At 55.6% G+C, this 16,098-nt stretch carries 13 protein-coding genes and 4 tRNA genes; all 17 read right to left on the bottom strand.

The window, feature by feature from the left end; all coding sequences use genetic code 11:
• Window positions 1-185: 185 nt before the first annotated feature.
• Window positions 186-261: transfer RNA gene (locus tag C2E25_RS01865), tRNA-Thr, on the bottom strand.
• Window positions 262-303: 42 nt separating this feature from the next.
• Window positions 304-380: transfer RNA gene (locus C2E25_RS01870), tRNA-Gly, on the bottom strand.
• A 128-nt stretch (window positions 381-508) separates the two neighbouring features.
• A tRNA-Tyr gene (locus C2E25_RS01875) sits at window positions 509-593 on the bottom strand.
• A gap of 49 nt (window positions 594-642) precedes the next feature.
• Window positions 643-718, bottom strand: a tRNA-Thr gene (locus tag C2E25_RS01880).
• A gap of 878 nt (window positions 719-1,596) precedes the next feature.
• A complete protein-coding gene (gene rlmB, locus C2E25_RS01885; RefSeq protein WP_103114097.1) occupies window positions 1,597-2,349 on the bottom strand; it encodes a 23S rRNA (guanosine(2251)-2'-O)-methyltransferase RlmB in 753 nt (250 codons plus the stop codon).
• Window positions 2,346-3,080 (bottom strand): orotidine-5'-phosphate decarboxylase, encoded by a 735-nt coding sequence (gene pyrF, locus C2E25_RS01890; RefSeq protein WP_103114098.1) that lies wholly within the window; start codon window positions 3,078-3,080, stop codon window positions 2,346-2,348. The genes rlmB and pyrF overlap by 4 nt, the downstream gene beginning before the upstream one ends.
• On the bottom strand, window positions 3,077-4,303 hold the full coding sequence (locus C2E25_RS01895) for a DUF4388 domain-containing protein (RefSeq protein ID WP_103114099.1): 1,227 nt from the start codon (window positions 4,301-4,303) through the stop codon (window positions 3,077-3,079). Before C2E25_RS01895 ends, pyrF begins: the two co-directional genes overlap by 4 nt.
• 19 nt (window positions 4,304-4,322) lie before the next feature.
• Window positions 4,323-6,035, bottom strand: coding sequence for a proline--tRNA ligase (locus C2E25_RS01900; RefSeq protein ID WP_103114100.1), 1,713 nt, complete (start codon window positions 6,033-6,035; stop codon window positions 4,323-4,325).
• A 283-nt stretch (window positions 6,036-6,318) separates the two neighbouring features.
• Window positions 6,319-7,665 (bottom strand): phosphomannomutase, encoded by a 1,347-nt coding sequence (locus C2E25_RS01905; RefSeq protein WP_103114101.1) that lies wholly within the window; start codon window positions 7,663-7,665, stop codon window positions 6,319-6,321.
• A gap of 255 nt (window positions 7,666-7,920) precedes the next feature.
• The gene (locus C2E25_RS17420) at window positions 7,921-8,094 is read right to left on the bottom strand and encodes a hypothetical protein (protein WP_158247088.1); all 174 of its coding nucleotides are present in this window, start codon (window positions 8,092-8,094) and stop codon (window positions 7,921-7,923) included.
• Between the two features lie 203 nt (window positions 8,095-8,297).
• A complete protein-coding gene (locus C2E25_RS01910; protein WP_199177346.1) occupies window positions 8,298-8,831 on the bottom strand; it encodes an RloB family protein in 534 nt (177 codons plus the stop codon).
• Between the two features lie 43 nt (window positions 8,832-8,874).
• Window positions 8,875-10,341 (bottom strand): AAA family ATPase, encoded by a 1,467-nt coding sequence (locus tag C2E25_RS01915; RefSeq protein WP_233189298.1) that lies wholly within the window; start codon window positions 10,339-10,341, stop codon window positions 8,875-8,877.
• A 57-nt stretch (window positions 10,342-10,398) separates the two neighbouring features.
• Window positions 10,399-11,418 carry an RES domain-containing protein gene (locus C2E25_RS01920; RefSeq protein WP_103114104.1) on the bottom strand — a complete coding sequence of 340 codons (1,020 nt, stop codon included), beginning with the start codon at window positions 11,416-11,418 and terminating at the stop codon, window positions 10,399-10,401.
• A gap of 3 nt (window positions 11,419-11,421) precedes the next feature.
• Window positions 11,422-12,360: a sce7725 family protein gene (locus C2E25_RS01925; protein ID WP_103114105.1), complete on the bottom strand. Its 939-nt coding sequence runs from the start codon at window positions 12,358-12,360 to the stop codon at window positions 11,422-11,424.
• Between the two features lie 22 nt (window positions 12,361-12,382).
• The gene (locus tag C2E25_RS01930; RefSeq protein WP_103114106.1) at window positions 12,383-13,294 is read right to left on the bottom strand and encodes a sce7726 family protein; all 912 of its coding nucleotides are present in this window, start codon (window positions 13,292-13,294) and stop codon (window positions 12,383-12,385) included.
• A 71-nt stretch (window positions 13,295-13,365) separates the two neighbouring features.
• Window positions 13,366-14,547, bottom strand: coding sequence for a restriction endonuclease subunit S (locus tag C2E25_RS01935; protein WP_103114107.1), 1,182 nt, complete (start codon window positions 14,545-14,547; stop codon window positions 13,366-13,368).
• A complete protein-coding gene (locus tag C2E25_RS01940) occupies window positions 14,544-16,064 on the bottom strand; it encodes a type I restriction-modification system subunit M (RefSeq protein WP_103114108.1) in 1,521 nt (506 codons plus the stop codon). The genes C2E25_RS01935 and C2E25_RS01940 overlap by 4 nt, the downstream gene beginning before the upstream one ends.
• Window positions 16,065-16,098 lie beyond the last annotated feature (34 nt).

The raw sequence follows: 16,098 nt of genomic DNA on the forward strand, positions 1-16,098 counted from the left end.
GCCGATGGTGCCGATGTTGACATGGGGCTTTGTTCTTTCAAACTTTTCCTTGGACATTGCGTCGACCTCCCTGGTTTCGAATAATCCTGTTTTTCTGACGTTGGGTTGCGATTCCGGAACAAACCGGAACCGTCGAAGCTGGCTTTGCAGAAACAGCAAAACCTCCCCAGGACAACATGAAGAAATGGAGCCCACAATCGGAATTGAACCGATGACCTCACCCTTACCAAGGGTGTGCTCTACCATCTGAGCTATGTGGGCTTATCTCTTCAGTCGTCGTGCGGAGACTTCTTGATAAAGTTTTGGAGCGGGAAACGGGACTCGAACCCGCGACCCTCAGCTTGGAAGGCTGATGCTCTAGCCAACTGAGCTACTCCCGCCCAAACTCTGAAATCCGCGATCTATGTCTGCAGCTCGGTGGACGCCGTCCAGCCACACCCCCAGTGCCCGCGGCTCATCGCCTCCTGGAGAATGCCTTCCGAACCTTGTCCGGCAAGTTTCTATTTAGTGGTGGAGGGGGGAGGATTCGAACCTCCGAAGTCTTCGACGGCAGATTTACAGTCTGCTCCCTTTGGCCACTCGGGAACCCCTCCAGGGGATAGCTTATTCTCTTTTTCAAGGGCCCGCGCCCGGTCAACCGGATGGAGCTGGCGACAGGAATCGAACCCGCAACCTGCTGATTACAAGTCAGCTGCTCTACCAGTTGAGCTACGCCAGCACAGGGGGCGATTTATACAACAGCATCCGGCAAAATGCAAGGACTTTTTTGCACCTTCTTTGCCCTGCCCAACGGGGAGAAACTTATAGTTGAATCAGCATCACTTGTCAACCCGAAGATGCCGATTTCGATGAAAATTTTTGATTTTTAAAAATCACTCCGAAGCATCGCCCGCAACGACCTCTCTCGCGTGGGCGGACTCCGTCACGGAAGGCAGGAAGAATTGCCGGGGGTTGCCGGATATTAACTTTTTTATGGGCTCCCCTTGACAATAGCTTACAAATCTGGTCACATATAAACAGCAACAACCACTACGCTTTGGGGTGTCCTTCTCCCTCCTGGGGACACCCCATTTTTTTGTCTTTCAGGGGCGGGTCTTTTGTGCCGACTCCGCGTTGCTTACCTCTTCGCTTGTGCGACGTACCTGTCGGTACGACTCCGCGCTCATCGGCAAGCGCCTTGATTCGGCGCAAAATCCCGCGCCCTTTGACGGCGGTGGCTAACACAGCAGAACGACTCCGTGGCAGCGACAGGGGCGGGCCTTTTGGCCCAGCTCGGTGTTGCAAACCTCTTCGCTTGTGCGACGTAGCTGCCGCTACGACTCCGCGCTCATCGAAGGGAGCAGGGGCGGTTCTTTTCCGCCAACTCTGTGTTGCGTTCCTCTTCGCTTGTGCGACATAGCTGCCGCTATGTCTCCGCGCTCATCAGGTCGCGCCTTGATTTGGCGAAAAATCCCTCGCCCTTCAGCGGCAGAGTGAGGGGGATGTTCTTGGGGACTGTCCCCCTCGAAAGGGACAGGGGCTGGGTGAGGGGATGTAAACAATTACTTTGCACCTCTGCGTCTTTGCGCCTCCGCGCAAGGCAGGTTGCTTAAAGATCTATTTCCCGACCTCCCGCTGGCGTACCACCTCGTAGAGGGCCAGGGCTGCCGCCACCGAAGCATTGAGACTGCTCACCCGTCCTTTCATCGGCAGGGCCAGCAGGCCGTCGCAGTGCCGTCGCACGTTCGGCCGCACGCCGCTACCTTCGCTGCCGACGACGATGGCCACCGGGCCTCTGAGGTTGCTGCGATAGAGATCCTCCGCCCCCGCCTCTCCGGCCAGGGCGTAGACCCAGATCCCTTCGTCCTTCAACTGATCGATCGTCCGCGCCAGGTTGGTCACCCGGCAGAGGGGCAGATGCTCCAGGGCGCCGGCGGAGGTCTTGTCGACAATGGCCGACACCGGACAGCTCCGGTCACGCGCCACCACCACCCCCTGGCAACCGGCCGCCTCGGCGCTGCGCAGAATGGCGCCGAAATTGTGCGGATCGGTGATGCCGTCGAGCAGCAGGATAAAAGGCGGCTCGGGCCCGGAGCGGGCAGCCGCCAGCAGATCCGTGAAATCCAGATAGGCGAAGGGAGCGAGATAGAGGGCGACCCCCTGGTGGCGGGCCGGTCCGCACAGCCGTTCAAATTCCTCGGCGGTCAGTCGGCGGCAGGGAACGCCGCGGTCAACCGCCACCGAAGCGATCTCTTCCAGGCGCGGATTGAGAACTCCCTGACGCAGCAGCAGCCGGCGCGGCTCGCGTTGCCCGGCCTGCAGGGCCTCGCGCACCGGGTTGATACCGTAGATGAGATCGTCGCCGCTCACTTGGCGTCGAGGGCCGCGGCCATCTCCTGGAGGATCTTCCCGGCGGCCTGCTGCGGGTCGTCAGCGGCGGAAATCGGCCGGCCGATCACCAGGTAATCGCTGCCGGCGACAAGGGCGTCCGCCGGTGTCGTGACCCTCTTCTGATCGTCAACAGAGGCAAAGGCGGGACGCACGCCGGGGGTCACGATGGCGAAATCGGGACCACAGGCCGCGCGGATCGCCTCAACCTCGCGCGGCGAAGCGACCACACCGTCAAAACCGGCATCGGCGGCCAGGCGCGCCAATCGCGGCACCATCTCGGCGACCGGCCGGTCGATTCCGAGTTCAAGCAGGGTCTGGTCGGTGCTGGAGGTGAGGATGGTCACCGCCAGAAGCAGCGGTCTCCCGGTCGAACCGCGAGGATACTGCTCATCAACCCGGGCGACTGTGGTCCGCATCATTTCCGCGCCACCGAGGGCATGAACATTGAACATCTTCACCCCCAGTCGACAGGCTTCCAGAGCCGCCATCGCCACGGTGTTGGGAATGTCATGATATTTCAGATCGAGGAAAACCTCGCCGCCGCCGTCGCGGATCATGCGCACCACCTGCGGCCCGCAACGGGTGAAAAGCTGTTTACCGACCTTGAAGACACCGACCTTGTCATGCAGCAACGCGACCCACCGCTGCGCCTCCTCAAGGCTGTCGACATCCAGGGCGAAGATGAGTCTTTCACGTGCTTTATCGATCATGTTTTCCTCCCGATAAATTCCTTGACACGCCGTGAGATCTCCTGAACCCGGGCGACCAGTTCGGCCGACTCCTCGTGCGGCAGATCACGCCGCGCGGCGAGACATTCCATGAATAACAGTTCGTTGAGCCCGTCGACGAGCAGTTTCTGTTTGTCCCCTTCTGCAAGCCCCTCCAAGTTGCTGAGGATACGGCCACCATCAACCGCCCCTTCGGCGGAGATGGCGACATCGCGGAAGAGATAGGAGAAGGGTTGGGGAAGGTCACGCAGGAAGTAGCGGACCTCCTGCCCGAAGCGCGGGTTGCGATCCGTTATCTTGTGATACATCACCACCAGGGCGCTGTTGTAAATCTTGAGGATCTCTCCCGGAATACCGTCAACCTCGACTTCTGGCGCGGACTCCATACGGACCCGCTTTTTCTCAACCAGACTGAACAGCAGCCGCAGCCCGTCGAATTCACCAAGTCCGCTCCGCCGCAGAACTTCCCCGGCCGCCACGGCAGGAGTCTGACCGATCAGCTCAAGCAACCGTTGTTCGGCGGGCGAAAGGCCTTCGGCCCCCGCCCCGGTAGCAACCGGCAAAAGATCGAGTGAACCGATCACGTTCATGAACAGGCCGCGTTCGTCGATCCGCCTGAGCCCTTCCATGATCAGATTCTGGGTCCCCATCGACAATCGGACAATCTGTTCATTTTCCAATGAACGAGGCTCGAAAGAAAAGCTCCCCTCGTTGAAGACAAACAGATTGTAAACGATCGTTTCAACCTGGTTGCGGGTCGCTTCCCAGAGGTCCTTGGCGGTGACAGCTTTTTTTTCGACCAGAATTTTGCCGATGGTTCGGCGCGAGGTCGCGAACTGACGGGCCTTGTCGAGGGTTTCCCGATCGACCTTGCCGAGACCGAAGAGAATCTCGCCGAGCTCCTCTTCGGGAAAGGAACTGGTGGCGAAAACGATCTCACCATCCTGAAAATAGAGGGCTTTCTCTCCACCCTGAAGATGGAAACGCAGCACCCCGGTGTGGCGAAACATGTTGAAAAAGGAAAGCAGGTCAGGAAGGCCCAGGGCACCGAGCACTCCCGCCAGACAGACCTCCTGTTCGCCCGAAGCGGTCAGCAGCAGGTGATTGCAGGAAAAGGAACGCGCCTCCAGCGGCTGGTTGCGCAGTTCACGCACCACGGCCGGAGGCAGATTGATCCGGCCGTGGCTGCTGATGGTCAGGCTCATCCCCTCTCCTTCCGACCGCTCAGGAAGCCAGTTCCGTGGTCACGATCGCTGTCACCCGGGAGGCCACCTCGGCCAGCGGCACCATGCTGCGCTCACCGCCGCGACGTACCTGCAATTCAAGGTTGCCATCCTTCAAGCCCCGCGAACCGACCGTGACCCGCAACGGGATGCCGATCAGGTCAGCATCCTTGAACTTGCTGCCCGGACGTTCGTCACGGTCGTCAAGCAGAACCTCGATGCCCTGCTCAAGAAGATCCCGGTAGAGTTTCTCGCCGGCCTCACAGACCGCCTCATCCTTGGGATTGACCAGCGTGATCAGCACCTGGAAAGGGGCAATCGGCATCGGCCAGATGATGCCGTTCTCATCGTGGTTCTGCTCGATCGAGGCGGCCACCGTGCGGCCGATGCCGATCCCGTAGCAGCCCATGACCAGGGCGCGTTCCCGCCCCTGTTCATCCAGCACCTTCGCCGCCATGCTCTCGGAGTACTTGGTGCCGAGCTTGAAAACGTGTCCGACCTCGACCCCGCGCCAGGACTCCAGTTTCCCATCACAGCGCGGGCAGGCGTCCCCGGCGACCGCCTGGCGCAGATCGGCGAACCGCTCCACCTGGAAATCACGTCCGTGGTTGGCACCGGTATAGTGGTAGTCCTTTTCATTGGCACCGACGACGAAATCGCTCATCGCCTCGACCTCCAGGTCGGCAAGGATGCGCAGCGACAGACCGACCGGACCGGCGAACCCGGTCGGGGCGCCGGTCGCCTTGAGCACCGCTTCGTCACCGGCCATCTCAACCCAGTCAGCATCGAGCAGGTTGCAGAGCTTGATGGTGTTCAGCTCGCGGTCACCACGCAGCAGCACCGCGACCACCTCACCGCTGTCGGTTTCGACAACCAGGGTCTTGACCAGCTGCCGCGGATCGAGCTTGAGGTAGGCGGCCACATCCTCGATACTCCTGCGGGCCGGGGTGAGGACCTTTTCCAACTGCGCGGCGGGGGCCGCGGCCGTCCCGGCCGCTTTCAGTTCCGCCTTCTCGACATTGGCGGCGTACTCGCAGCTGTCGCAGGAGACGATGGCGTCCTCGCCCGACTCGGCCAGTACCATGAACTCGTGGGAGAAGGAGCCGCCGATGGCGCCGGAGTCGGCCTCGACGGCACGGAACTTCAATCCGCAGCGTTCGAAAATACGGCGGTAAGCCTGGTACATTTTCCGGTAGGACTCATCCGCGCCGGCATCATCGAGATCGAAGGAATAGGCATCCTTCATGACAAACTCGCGACCGCGCATCAACCCGAAACGGGGGCGGATCTCGTCACGGAACTTGGTCTGGATCTGGTAGAGGTTGAGCGGCAGCTGGCGGTAGGAGCGGATTTCACGGCGGACGATGTCGGTGATCACCTCTTCATGGGTCGGCCCGAGGCAGAAGTCCGCCTGCTTGCGGTCCTTGAGCCGCAGCAGTTCCTTGCCGTACTGCTGCCAGCGTCCCGACTCCTGCCAGAGTTCGGCCGGGGTCACCATCGGCATCAGCACCTCGATGGCGCCGGCGCGGTTCATCTCCTCGCGGACGATCTGCTCGACCTTGCGCAGGGCGCGCAGCCCGAAGGGCAGGTAGCTGTAGATCCCGGCGGCGACCTTCTTGATCATCCCGGTACGGATCATCAGCTGGTGGCTGAGAACCTCCGCGTCGGCGGGAACTTCCTTGACGGTGTTGAGCATGTACTGGCTGTAGCGCATAGTCCTGAACCTCTATAAAAATAGATGACGGGGTTTCCCGATTGATGGTTTCGCAAATTCTCTGCGATGGCTAAGCAAAATTTTCGCACCACTAGGCGTCGTGGTTTTTCGAGGGCGAAGACATACATGTTGTATGTCGAGGTCTCGAAAAAGTGCGACAACAACGGGGTGCGGACATTTTGCGACGCCATCCCGATTTGGTTCAGGAAACTAACCCATTTGGGCGGCCATTGCAAGACGTCGCCGCTCCCCGGACCACCGGCTGTTTTGCGGACTGGGACCCTCAGGTATCGAGCAGGTCGAGGATTTCCGCCGTCCGATTCTCCATCAACGCCCGGTCGCCGCGCGCCTCGACATTGAGCCGCAGCACCGGCTCGGTGTTGGACGGCCGCAGGTTGAAGCGCCAGTCGGCAAAATCGATCGACAGGCCGTCGGTGCGGTCGACGGCTCCCCCCTGCCCGGCGTAATGATCTTCAACCCGCCGCATGGCGACCGCCGGATCGGCGACCTGGCGGTTGATTTCCCCGCTCGACGGGTAGGCGGCGATCCGCTCATCGACCAGCGCCGAGAGCGGTTTGCCGCTGCGGCAGACCAGCCCGGCCACCAGCAGCCAGGGGATCATGCCGCTGTCGCAGTAGGCGAAATCGCGAAAATAGTGATGGGCGCTCATCTCCCCGCCGTACAACGCGTCCTCGGCCCGCATCCGCTCCTTGATGAAGGCGTGACCGGTCTTGCTCATGATCGGCGTTCCCCCGGCGCGTTCAACCACCTCGACCGTGTTCCAGGTCAGACGCGGATCGTGGATGATTTTCGCACCCGGTGCGAAACCGAGCAACGCCTCGGCCAGCAGGCCGACGATGTAGTAGCCCTCGATGAAACGGCCGCGCTCGTCGAACAAAAAGCAGCGGTCGAAGTCACCGTCCCAGGCGACGCCGAAGTCGGCCCCGACGGCGAGAACCGCGTCGGCGGTGGCACTGCGGTTCTCCGGCAGCAGCGGGTTGGGGATGCCGTTGGGAAAGGAACCGTCCGGCTCGAAATGCACCGGGATGAACTCGAACGGCAGCTGGGCTTCAAGCAGCTTGAGCACCGGGCCGGCGCAGCCGTTGCCGGGGTTGGCGACGATCTTCAACCGGCGCAGGCCGTCCTCGCCGAGATAGCCGAGCAGGTGACGGATATAGGGACCGCGATAGTTCTCCTCGCGGATCCCGCCGATCCGTTCCACCGCCGGAAAGTCACCGCCGGCCACCAGCTCGCGAATCGTCGACAGGCCGCTGTCGCCGCTGATCGGCCGGGCCCCTTCTCTGACCAGCTTCATGCCGTTGAAGTCGGCCGGGTTGTGACTGGCGGTCACCATGATGCCGCCGTCATGCCGTCCGTAATCGGTGGCGAAGTAGACCTCCTCGGTGCCGCACAGGCCGATATCGACCACGTCCGCGCCCCCTTCTGTCAGGCCACGGCTCAGCGCCGCAGTCAGCGCCTCGCTGGAAAGGCGGACATCGCGGCCGACCACCACCGTCCGCGGCTTGAGAAAGGCGGCATAGGCGCGGCCGATGCGCCAGGCGATCTCTTCATTCAGTTCATCGGGCAGTCGCCCGCGGATATCGTAGGCTTTGAAACAGTTCAGGTTCATGGTTTCTCCCCTCATCCGAATATCGCGCGTCATGCGCCCAAACGGCGGCCATCATAGCGCAAATCGGGAACGGGCGAAAAGCATTTCGGATGCCTTCCCCCCGGATTTGCATCTCGGGTCTTCCGGGAAGGTTTCCAGGCAGGTGAAAGCAGAAAGGACAGCGGGGTGGTATCAGCCCTGCCGTATCGCATTACGGGCAAAAAGCCCAGAAGGCTTCCTTCAGTGACCTTCTTTCAACGATTAAACAACGTCCCTTCAATGTGTGTGTCCGGGAATGATGACATCGAGGCTGTAAAAGGTGACCGACCGGTCTGAATTTGCAATTTGCATTTTTTGCATATTGCTTTTTTCGTCGAGCTCGCCCTCTTTGAAAACATTATTGATATGGCGCGATATCACCGGCTGACTGCGTTCAAACAGATCAACCATTTGCGTCTGAGACAGACAGACGGTTTCCTGCTCAAGCCGCACATTGAGGGGCTTTGCCGTCGCCGGATTGATAAATATCGACCTTGTCGGACATGGTCAAAAACTTCCTCATTTTGAACTGTTGCATTTATTTACAACAGTTCGCCCTTCTCTGCGCGTTGAATCACCGAGTATTCCTCGGTAGTTGCCTCAACCCACCATTGTCAGCAATTGGCCGTCAGGCTTTGCACCAACCGATAAACCGTTGTCCCGGTTGTGCGGGGCCAATCGGCACAGGATGGCGTATCCCGACGGCTGGCACGTTCAACAGCATCTGCAACCCCGCTGGTAAATTGCTTCACATCAACAGCTCCCTTTTGATATCCAGGCAGTTGTCGTTTAAGCCGGGTGACGCATTCCCGCGAGGTGCCTACGTCATTGCCATCTTCAAAGTGCAGCAACAGCCAGAATTCAAACTGGGGATTACTGACCGCCAGGCCATAGTTCTCTTTTGCCTGACTCCACTGATGCAACTGCTGAAGTTGCGCCTCGGTCCATTGATCGGTATCGACCACCAGCCAGGCCTCATCGCTATTCTTCAACCCTTTTTCTTTCAGGTAGTCATTCATTCTCTTAAGAACCTGCGGTGGGGCACTCCGGTTTTTACCTTTTAAAGAATGAACGTGAACGACGCTCCCGTCTCCTTCAAACATCTTGAAGTAGCGTGGTTCGGTCTCCGCCCCTTCAGTAGCAATCACGAACAACTTCTTATAGCGCCGCTCACCAAGAGGGCGCCTGAATTTACGCCTCGCCAACGGCTGCCTCCCGTTCAGACACCTCCAAATCGCTGTTCGCCAACGCGCCGGAGATCAACAGCCGCGGCACACCACCCAGCCGACCCTGCAAGTAGCTCTTGCGGATATCCTTGTCGTTGCGAACATCCTTGTACTCACTGAAAGAAAGGAGCGAAGAACCACCCTCTTGGTCGCGTTCTGCGATCCACATCTCGTCCCGACGCAAAAGATCCTGATCCATCAGCAACACATCATGCGTTGTCAAAAGAAGCTGGGAGCGGTTTTCCGGGGAACAGGCCTCCAGGTAGCCCTCAAGCAGCTGCCGGGTCAGCAGGGTGTGCAGACTGCGATCGACTTCATCGATGACATAAATCTGCGTCGACTCACGGGAGGACATTTCCAAAAAGGCCGGCAGCAGGTCGATAACGCGCTTGGACCCATCCGATTCCTGGCCCATTTCAAACTTGGCCAGATCGCCGCCAGAAGTCTCGTGATAGGTCACCAGCTTCCTGGCGACAATCTCACCATCCTTGCGGGTGAACACATAGCGCTCATGAAATGGGGACATCAGTCGCAAGGTCATCCCTTCTTTCAGGGAAGATTGCAATTGGCTGCGCATTTCTTCGGGCAGGGGGAGATTGTCAAAGCTGACATCCTCGCCACCAAGCTGGGCGATACCCGTATCAAGCAATCCAAGATATTTGTTCATCGTGGCATAAAGAGGGCTGCCTTCCTGAAGAAACTGCTCAAAGGGTTCGAACCGGGTGTCGGGAGCAATCAGCACCAGATTCTCCTTGAACCAGTCGTAAACCGGCTTGAAAGTTTCGACCTTCTGCTGCACGGCATTGGTCAGAAAGAGCTGGTTTTCGCGGGTTCCCTTGAAGGCGAAATGGAGAAACCGGTCCTTATCCAAAGCAGGAGCAAAGCGGACTTCATCCAGATTGCGGACGAACAGTTCCTTTTCGGTGGTTGGACGCACCTCAACAAGGCGCTCTTCAACAACCCGCTCCTGGTTGACGGCGAAGCCATATTCATAAATCGTTTCACCAACCAGCAGCTCAAAACTGAAGCACGTTGCCTTCTGCCCCGATTCACCATCCAGCCGAAAGGTCTCAACCGGGATCAACTCATCCGGACGGGTGCCGCGCACAATCAGGTTGCGGGCAAAGTTGAGCGCGGCGAAAAAGTTGGTTTTACCCGAGGCGTTGCCACCGTAGATCGCCGCGACCGGCAGCAACCGAAGCTTGTAGCGCTCGACACGCGCAAGACGTTCCCCATGCTGCTTCTCACGACTGGCGACCATGCTGAAGGTCGCCGGGTTACGAAACGAACGCCAATTTTCGAGGGTGAAATTGATGAGCATATCTTGTCTCCTTGAGAGATATTTTCTCTTGACGAGACCAGAATAACACAAATCTGAGATATCTATCAATTTTTGAGAGTTTTTTTCTCTCAAACAAAGCTCGTCGGCCAAAAGCTTTGCCGTTAGCAGATCGGCAGATGATGACCTTGTTGGACACAAGGCGGGTGATTACAGAGGATTGAAGGGACTGGATTCTACATGAACATGGTTAACCTGATACAGGCTAACGTCTTTTCCAGAAACCTCAGAATCATTAAAAATTGCGTAATTGACCCCTGGACCCATAGCACTTTTATAGACAACTCCGTCATAACCACAAGACTTGATAAACTCGCATAAATATTGGCTCGGCAAATAATCAAGATGGGCGGTACGTGGCAATATCGGCATCGTCAACTCACCTCCGAGCCGACACAGATAGCCCATATTTCTATGAACCATCCGCAAATCTTCCTCGTCCAAAGAAAATGGTGATATTTTTTTTCTGGGATCACGCAAATCGACAAAAGAGAGAGCGGATCTAAACTCGAACTCAGCAACACAAACGATCTCACCCTTGTGTGGTCGAATCTCTGCTACAGCAGTCGCAGCATCTGAGGCAACATAAAGACATGGAATTCCGACGGGGTTGGCACGCCCGTTCCCAACCAATTTTTCAGGGGGCTTGCCCATTTCATCCAGCGAGAATGGAACACCCTGATCACATACCCTTGCCCTACAAACTGTAAGAGTTGCCCTCGACTCAAGGGCAACAAACGAAGTTTCGAGATTCAAAATTTCGCTGTTATTGGTTGGAAAAAAACGTCGTTGATGCTTCAACTCCTCTCTGAATGCCTCCCACTGCAGAATCGCTGTAGTTTCACTGTCTTGAGACGGTAAGAATTCGCAACGAAAAACATCAAGGTTATCGAATATATGAGCCAGCAACTTTTCAGCCTTGACTCGCCCAAGCCCTTCAAATAACCCCCAATCCTCACGCAATAACGACTCAAGACTGGTGGCCTCTGGATCAACGGACTCTTCGTAAAGCTCGAACAACGAATCAAAATGAAAAAGCAACTCCTGTGGCGATATGATTTTTACATCTCTTGAACCACAAAATTTACACTCGCCAACTTCATCACTTGAATCATCAATATAGTCTGCTAAAAACCAATCGCCAAAGCACCCCCCGCAGCATTTCTCCATGGTTCAGCCCCCCTGGAGACTTGCTATCAATTCAATATGGTGCTGCATCGAAAGCTTCTTGACATATCCCAAACCAGGAAAATGTCCACGAGCATGGAGCTCCAAAAACTCGTTCACAGCTTCTGATCTTAAAATCTTCGAATTCGGATCTTCAACATCATCAACAAGTTTCTGCAACGCCTCAAGAAACTTGCCTCCCGGATCTGTGGGGGACGTCGTTCGATCAGAAATATAATGCTTGATAAACATATCGTCATCTTCGTTGCTATCGATATATGTCAAGTGAATAGCAACAGCATATGCCGGGCCACCACTCTCCGAAAAATCATCTCCAACAGTCAGGAAATCTCCGAACCCGCCAAAACCGTCTTCTGTGTAGGTGATATGCAACTCTGAGAAGTGCTCGACTTCAGGATGTTCTCGATTGGTGCGCTTTACAAAACCATCACGAACCAGGACCCGGTAATCATTTCTAAAATTCCTGCGATATAGACGGCTGCAACATTCATCAATAAAAATATGCTCTCTAATCGCCACAATTCCATTTACAGCGCCAGCCAGCTCGCCCGCCCTTGGGTAGCCATAGTGAATAATCGAAACATCCTTATTTTGTCTCTGACAAAACTCCTGGACGTCTTCCAGCAACGTGTTTGAACCCACAACAAAGCCAAGACGACAGTCATCGTAGTCGGCCAGCAGTCCCTCAACGATTTCAGCCTGAAGCTCTTCTGCTCCGCCGTTAAGTTCTCCATGTAAAGGATTCATCACCAAAACAAACTGTGTCTGTTGCGCCATAAGGGCTTCCAGCGCTCTGCGCAATCCGGTTAAACTTCTTTTTACGGGCTCAATGATGGGAATAATGTTCGCTTGAGACATGCGCTCGGCATTCTCGCGGATAGTGATCAGCTCATACTGTTTGCCACGAAAATATGGATAATACATCACCCCTCCTGTCATAGAATTTCTAGCAGATTGATAGGCAGTCGCCAATTACGGAATTCAACAAAAGAGAAAACCGAGATTGTTCTTTAGCGCTAAGTTTACATGAAAGAGATGCCGCTTTGAGAGAGGAGGGAACACTTTCTATAAACTCATTCAAGCGTTTACTGCCCCCACGTTTTTTGAGAACCAAAACCATTGAATCGTGGGCGTCCACGGGATCAAGAGTACAGAAAAGATCATGACATGCCTGGTAAATCCTGGTGTTCGGCACATCAGGAACGGCCCCAAAACGCATCCTTACGATCTCCTCATATTCCTTCCGGCGAAGAGAATCAAAAATTGCTGAAGGCACAACTGAATTTTTCATTGAGGATGGTTCTTGGATAGTCGTCAGGGTATTTCTGTCACTCAAAACCAATAACCCGACGTCATCTGCAATGTGTTGTTTGACATTCTCAACTTGCGACGGCGCAGTAATGACACACACCTTATCGAAAAGTTGGCGATATGCCTGTAGCTGTCGAGACAGTCGCCCCATACTGTCATAGGCAGACTTGATCTCGTAAACCGTGCTGGTGCCATTGAGCAGAACAACATCGGCTCGACATAGAGCAGAACGAAATTCTGTCAGCATAAATGAAGTATTTAACGAGTGGATTCCTAATAGGATTTTCTGAGCAATGACATTTTTATAGATATATTCGCTACGGTAAGAATGAAACAGAGCGTCATAGATAGTGTCAAAGAAAGATCTCAATGTAGTTGACGGATCGAACACCCCCGACAAACCAGCATCCTTAAGGATTTTAACGCCTAAACCAGACCAGCCGCTTGACGCAAGTTCCTTAATAACCGTTGCAGAAAAAAGTCGCGTCAAGGCTGGTCCTTGATTTGACATTATAATGATCTTTTGCTTTTTCATACCCTCAATCATAAACTATTCCAAGGCCATCGCCTACCAATTTTCTCATAAAATTCAACAGATAGCCACCTTGTCGGCCCCACTCAGAGTTCTCCTCGAAAGGCCCGCTGGACGAGTGCGTTGAAAAAATAATTGTCCTTCTCCGCGGTTTTCTCTAGCTTAATTTTAAGCCCTTCAACACTTCTTACTCGCCGGGAAAACTCCAGTTGGATATTATTTGGTGGTATCCTCAACGGAAAAGAACGCAAATCACCTAGAGAGATAAACTTTTGAGTCCCCCCCCTACTTGTCTTATTAACAATGTGTTTAAAATAGTGACTTCGCAGAACATTGAGCACATATATAGCTTCAGGTGAACCTTCTTTAAATTTGATCAAAGCAACGTTTTTAATTGCGAAATCTGGTTTTTCTTCTATCAATACCGGACTCCCAATCGTCCCAATCATTGGCATTAAAATATCTCCGATATCGACCTTCGAACGCCTGCAGATCTGCACATAATCATCTTCAGAAATATAATTTACATTGGTTAGGTCAAGATTACCCGCAGACAAGTTTTTAGAGGTCACCAAGGCGCGTCCGCCATTTTCTACATACTTAGGCGAATCATGGGTTCCATCACGAACATCACATACGTCTCCCATTCTCTCTGTTTTCCACCCCTTCGGATTCAAAACCGGGTCGCCGAACATGTCGAGGAAGACGGAGCGGAGGAATTCTTCGGCCAGGCGGATGGCTTGCTGCCGTTTGCGGCGGATGGCGTCGGCCTTGTCGAGGATGGCGGCGATGCGGCGCTGTTCGGGGAGTGGGGGGAGAGGGAGTTCAAGGCTCTTAATCTGAGACAAGCTTAAATTGGCAATTGTTGCTGTGACTTTTTTGCCGAGTATTTGGCTTTCTGCGCCTCTCGAATTCAACCACTTGGCTAGATACCTGGAGTCGACTTTCGTATTTGGCCGAACGATAGCTACAGCCTGGTTGCAATTCATTTCTTGCATGCCCTCAGGCACCAAAGCCGTCCTACCAATTGTTCCAGCGATAGAAACAAGCACATCATTCGGCCGGATCATTGATCTGCTCAATGATTTGTGGGTTTCTGTATCAATAAACAGGGTGTCATCATCTAGGACAACAGTCCCATTCTGTAGGTTTTGCGCCCTCAAGAAAGGCACACCACTTTCGGCATAATTCATTTTTAAAGTTGTAGGTGTTGTCCCCTTGGTAACAACTTCTGTTATTTCAGAAATTTTATAGGTGTTCCAGTTCATCCCAACATCCCCTCCAACTCATCCAGATCCGCCAGAATCTCCTGCTCCAACTCCCGCAATTTCCCCAGAATCACCTGCGGCTCTTCATACACAACCTCTTCGTAAACCTCCTCCTTGTAGCGGTTCAACGACAGATCATACTTGTTCTTGCGAATCTCCTCCGCCGGCACGAAAAACGCCTTGGCGGTGCGGTCGGTATCCTGCTGCGGGTCACGCTTTTTGAACCGCTCCAGGCAGTCGGGCAGATCGTTGGCGTCGATCGGGTTGCGCTTGTCGTCGAGGGAGAAACCATCGGCCTGCACGTCGTAGAAGAAGACGTCACGGGTCTCACCGCCCTTGGTGAAAACCAGAATCGCGGTCGACACCCCGGCGTAGGGTTTGAACACCCCGGACGGCAGGGAGATGATCGCCTCTAACTGGTTCTGATCAACCAGCATCTGCCGCAGGGCAACGTGCGCCTTGCTGGAACCGAACAGCACCCCGTCAGGGACGATGGTCGCCGAGCGGCCGCCGTTCTTGAGCATCTGCAGAATGCGCACGACAAACAGCAGCTCGGTCTTCTTGGTCTTGACCTTGGCCAGCAGGCTGCTGTCGACATCCTCGTAATCGAGACTTCCCTTGAAGGGCGGATTGGCGAGGATGACGTCGAAGGCCTCTTTGGAATGCCGGGGGAACTTGTCCGAGAAACCACCGCTCATGGTGTCCTGGTAGTGAATATCGGGCGCTTCGATGCCGTGCAGCAGCAGGTTCATGGCGGCGATGCGCAGCATGGTGACGTCGAAGTCGAAGCCGGTCAGCAGACCGCTCTGCACGTGCTCGCGGTAAGGCTCCATCAGGTCGCAGCTGTAGACCAGGCTGCCGTCCTCCTCCTGCAGCACCCCTTCTTTGGAGGTGTACTTCTTCTGCAGATAGTGCATGGTCTCGACCAGAAAGCCGGCGGTGCCGCAGGCCGGGTCGGCGATGGTCTCGGCCGCTTCGAGGCTGGGCTCCATCATCTCGACCATCAGCCTGATGATATGGCGCGGGGTGCGGAACTGCCCCTGGATGCCGGCGGTGGTCAGCTTGCTGAGCAGGTACTCGTAAAGATCGCCCTTGGTGTCCCCTTGCGTCAGCGGCAGCTCGTCGATCATGTTGACCGCCTGCACCAGCAAGGCCGGCTTCTGGATCATCAGCTGGGCGTCCTTCATGTACTCGCCGAACTTGGCGCCGTCGACCGAGACGGTCTTGAAGTGCGGAAAGACCTTGTCGCGAACAAAGGGGAGCATCTGCTCGGCCGGCAGGTTCTTGAACCGGTGCCAGCGCAGCGCCTGGCCCTCGTTGGTTTCGGGGAACCGGCGCTTGAAGGATTTGCCGGTACGGCCGGCACGCTTCTCCTCGCGCGACTCGGCGATGTCGAGCAGACGGGCGAACATCAAAAAGGAGATCTGCTCGATCACGGTCAGGGGATTGGTCACGCCGCCGGTCCAGAAGTGGGTCCAGAGGGTGTCGATCTTCGCTTTCATGTCACTGCGGGTCATGCCTGGGTATTAACTCCTTCAGGTTTGAACGTAT

The sequence above is a fragment of the Geothermobacter hydrogeniphilus genome, from assembly GCF_002898515.1.
Lineage (GTDB): Bacteria > Desulfobacterota > Desulfuromonadia > Desulfuromonadales > Geothermobacteraceae > Geothermobacter_A.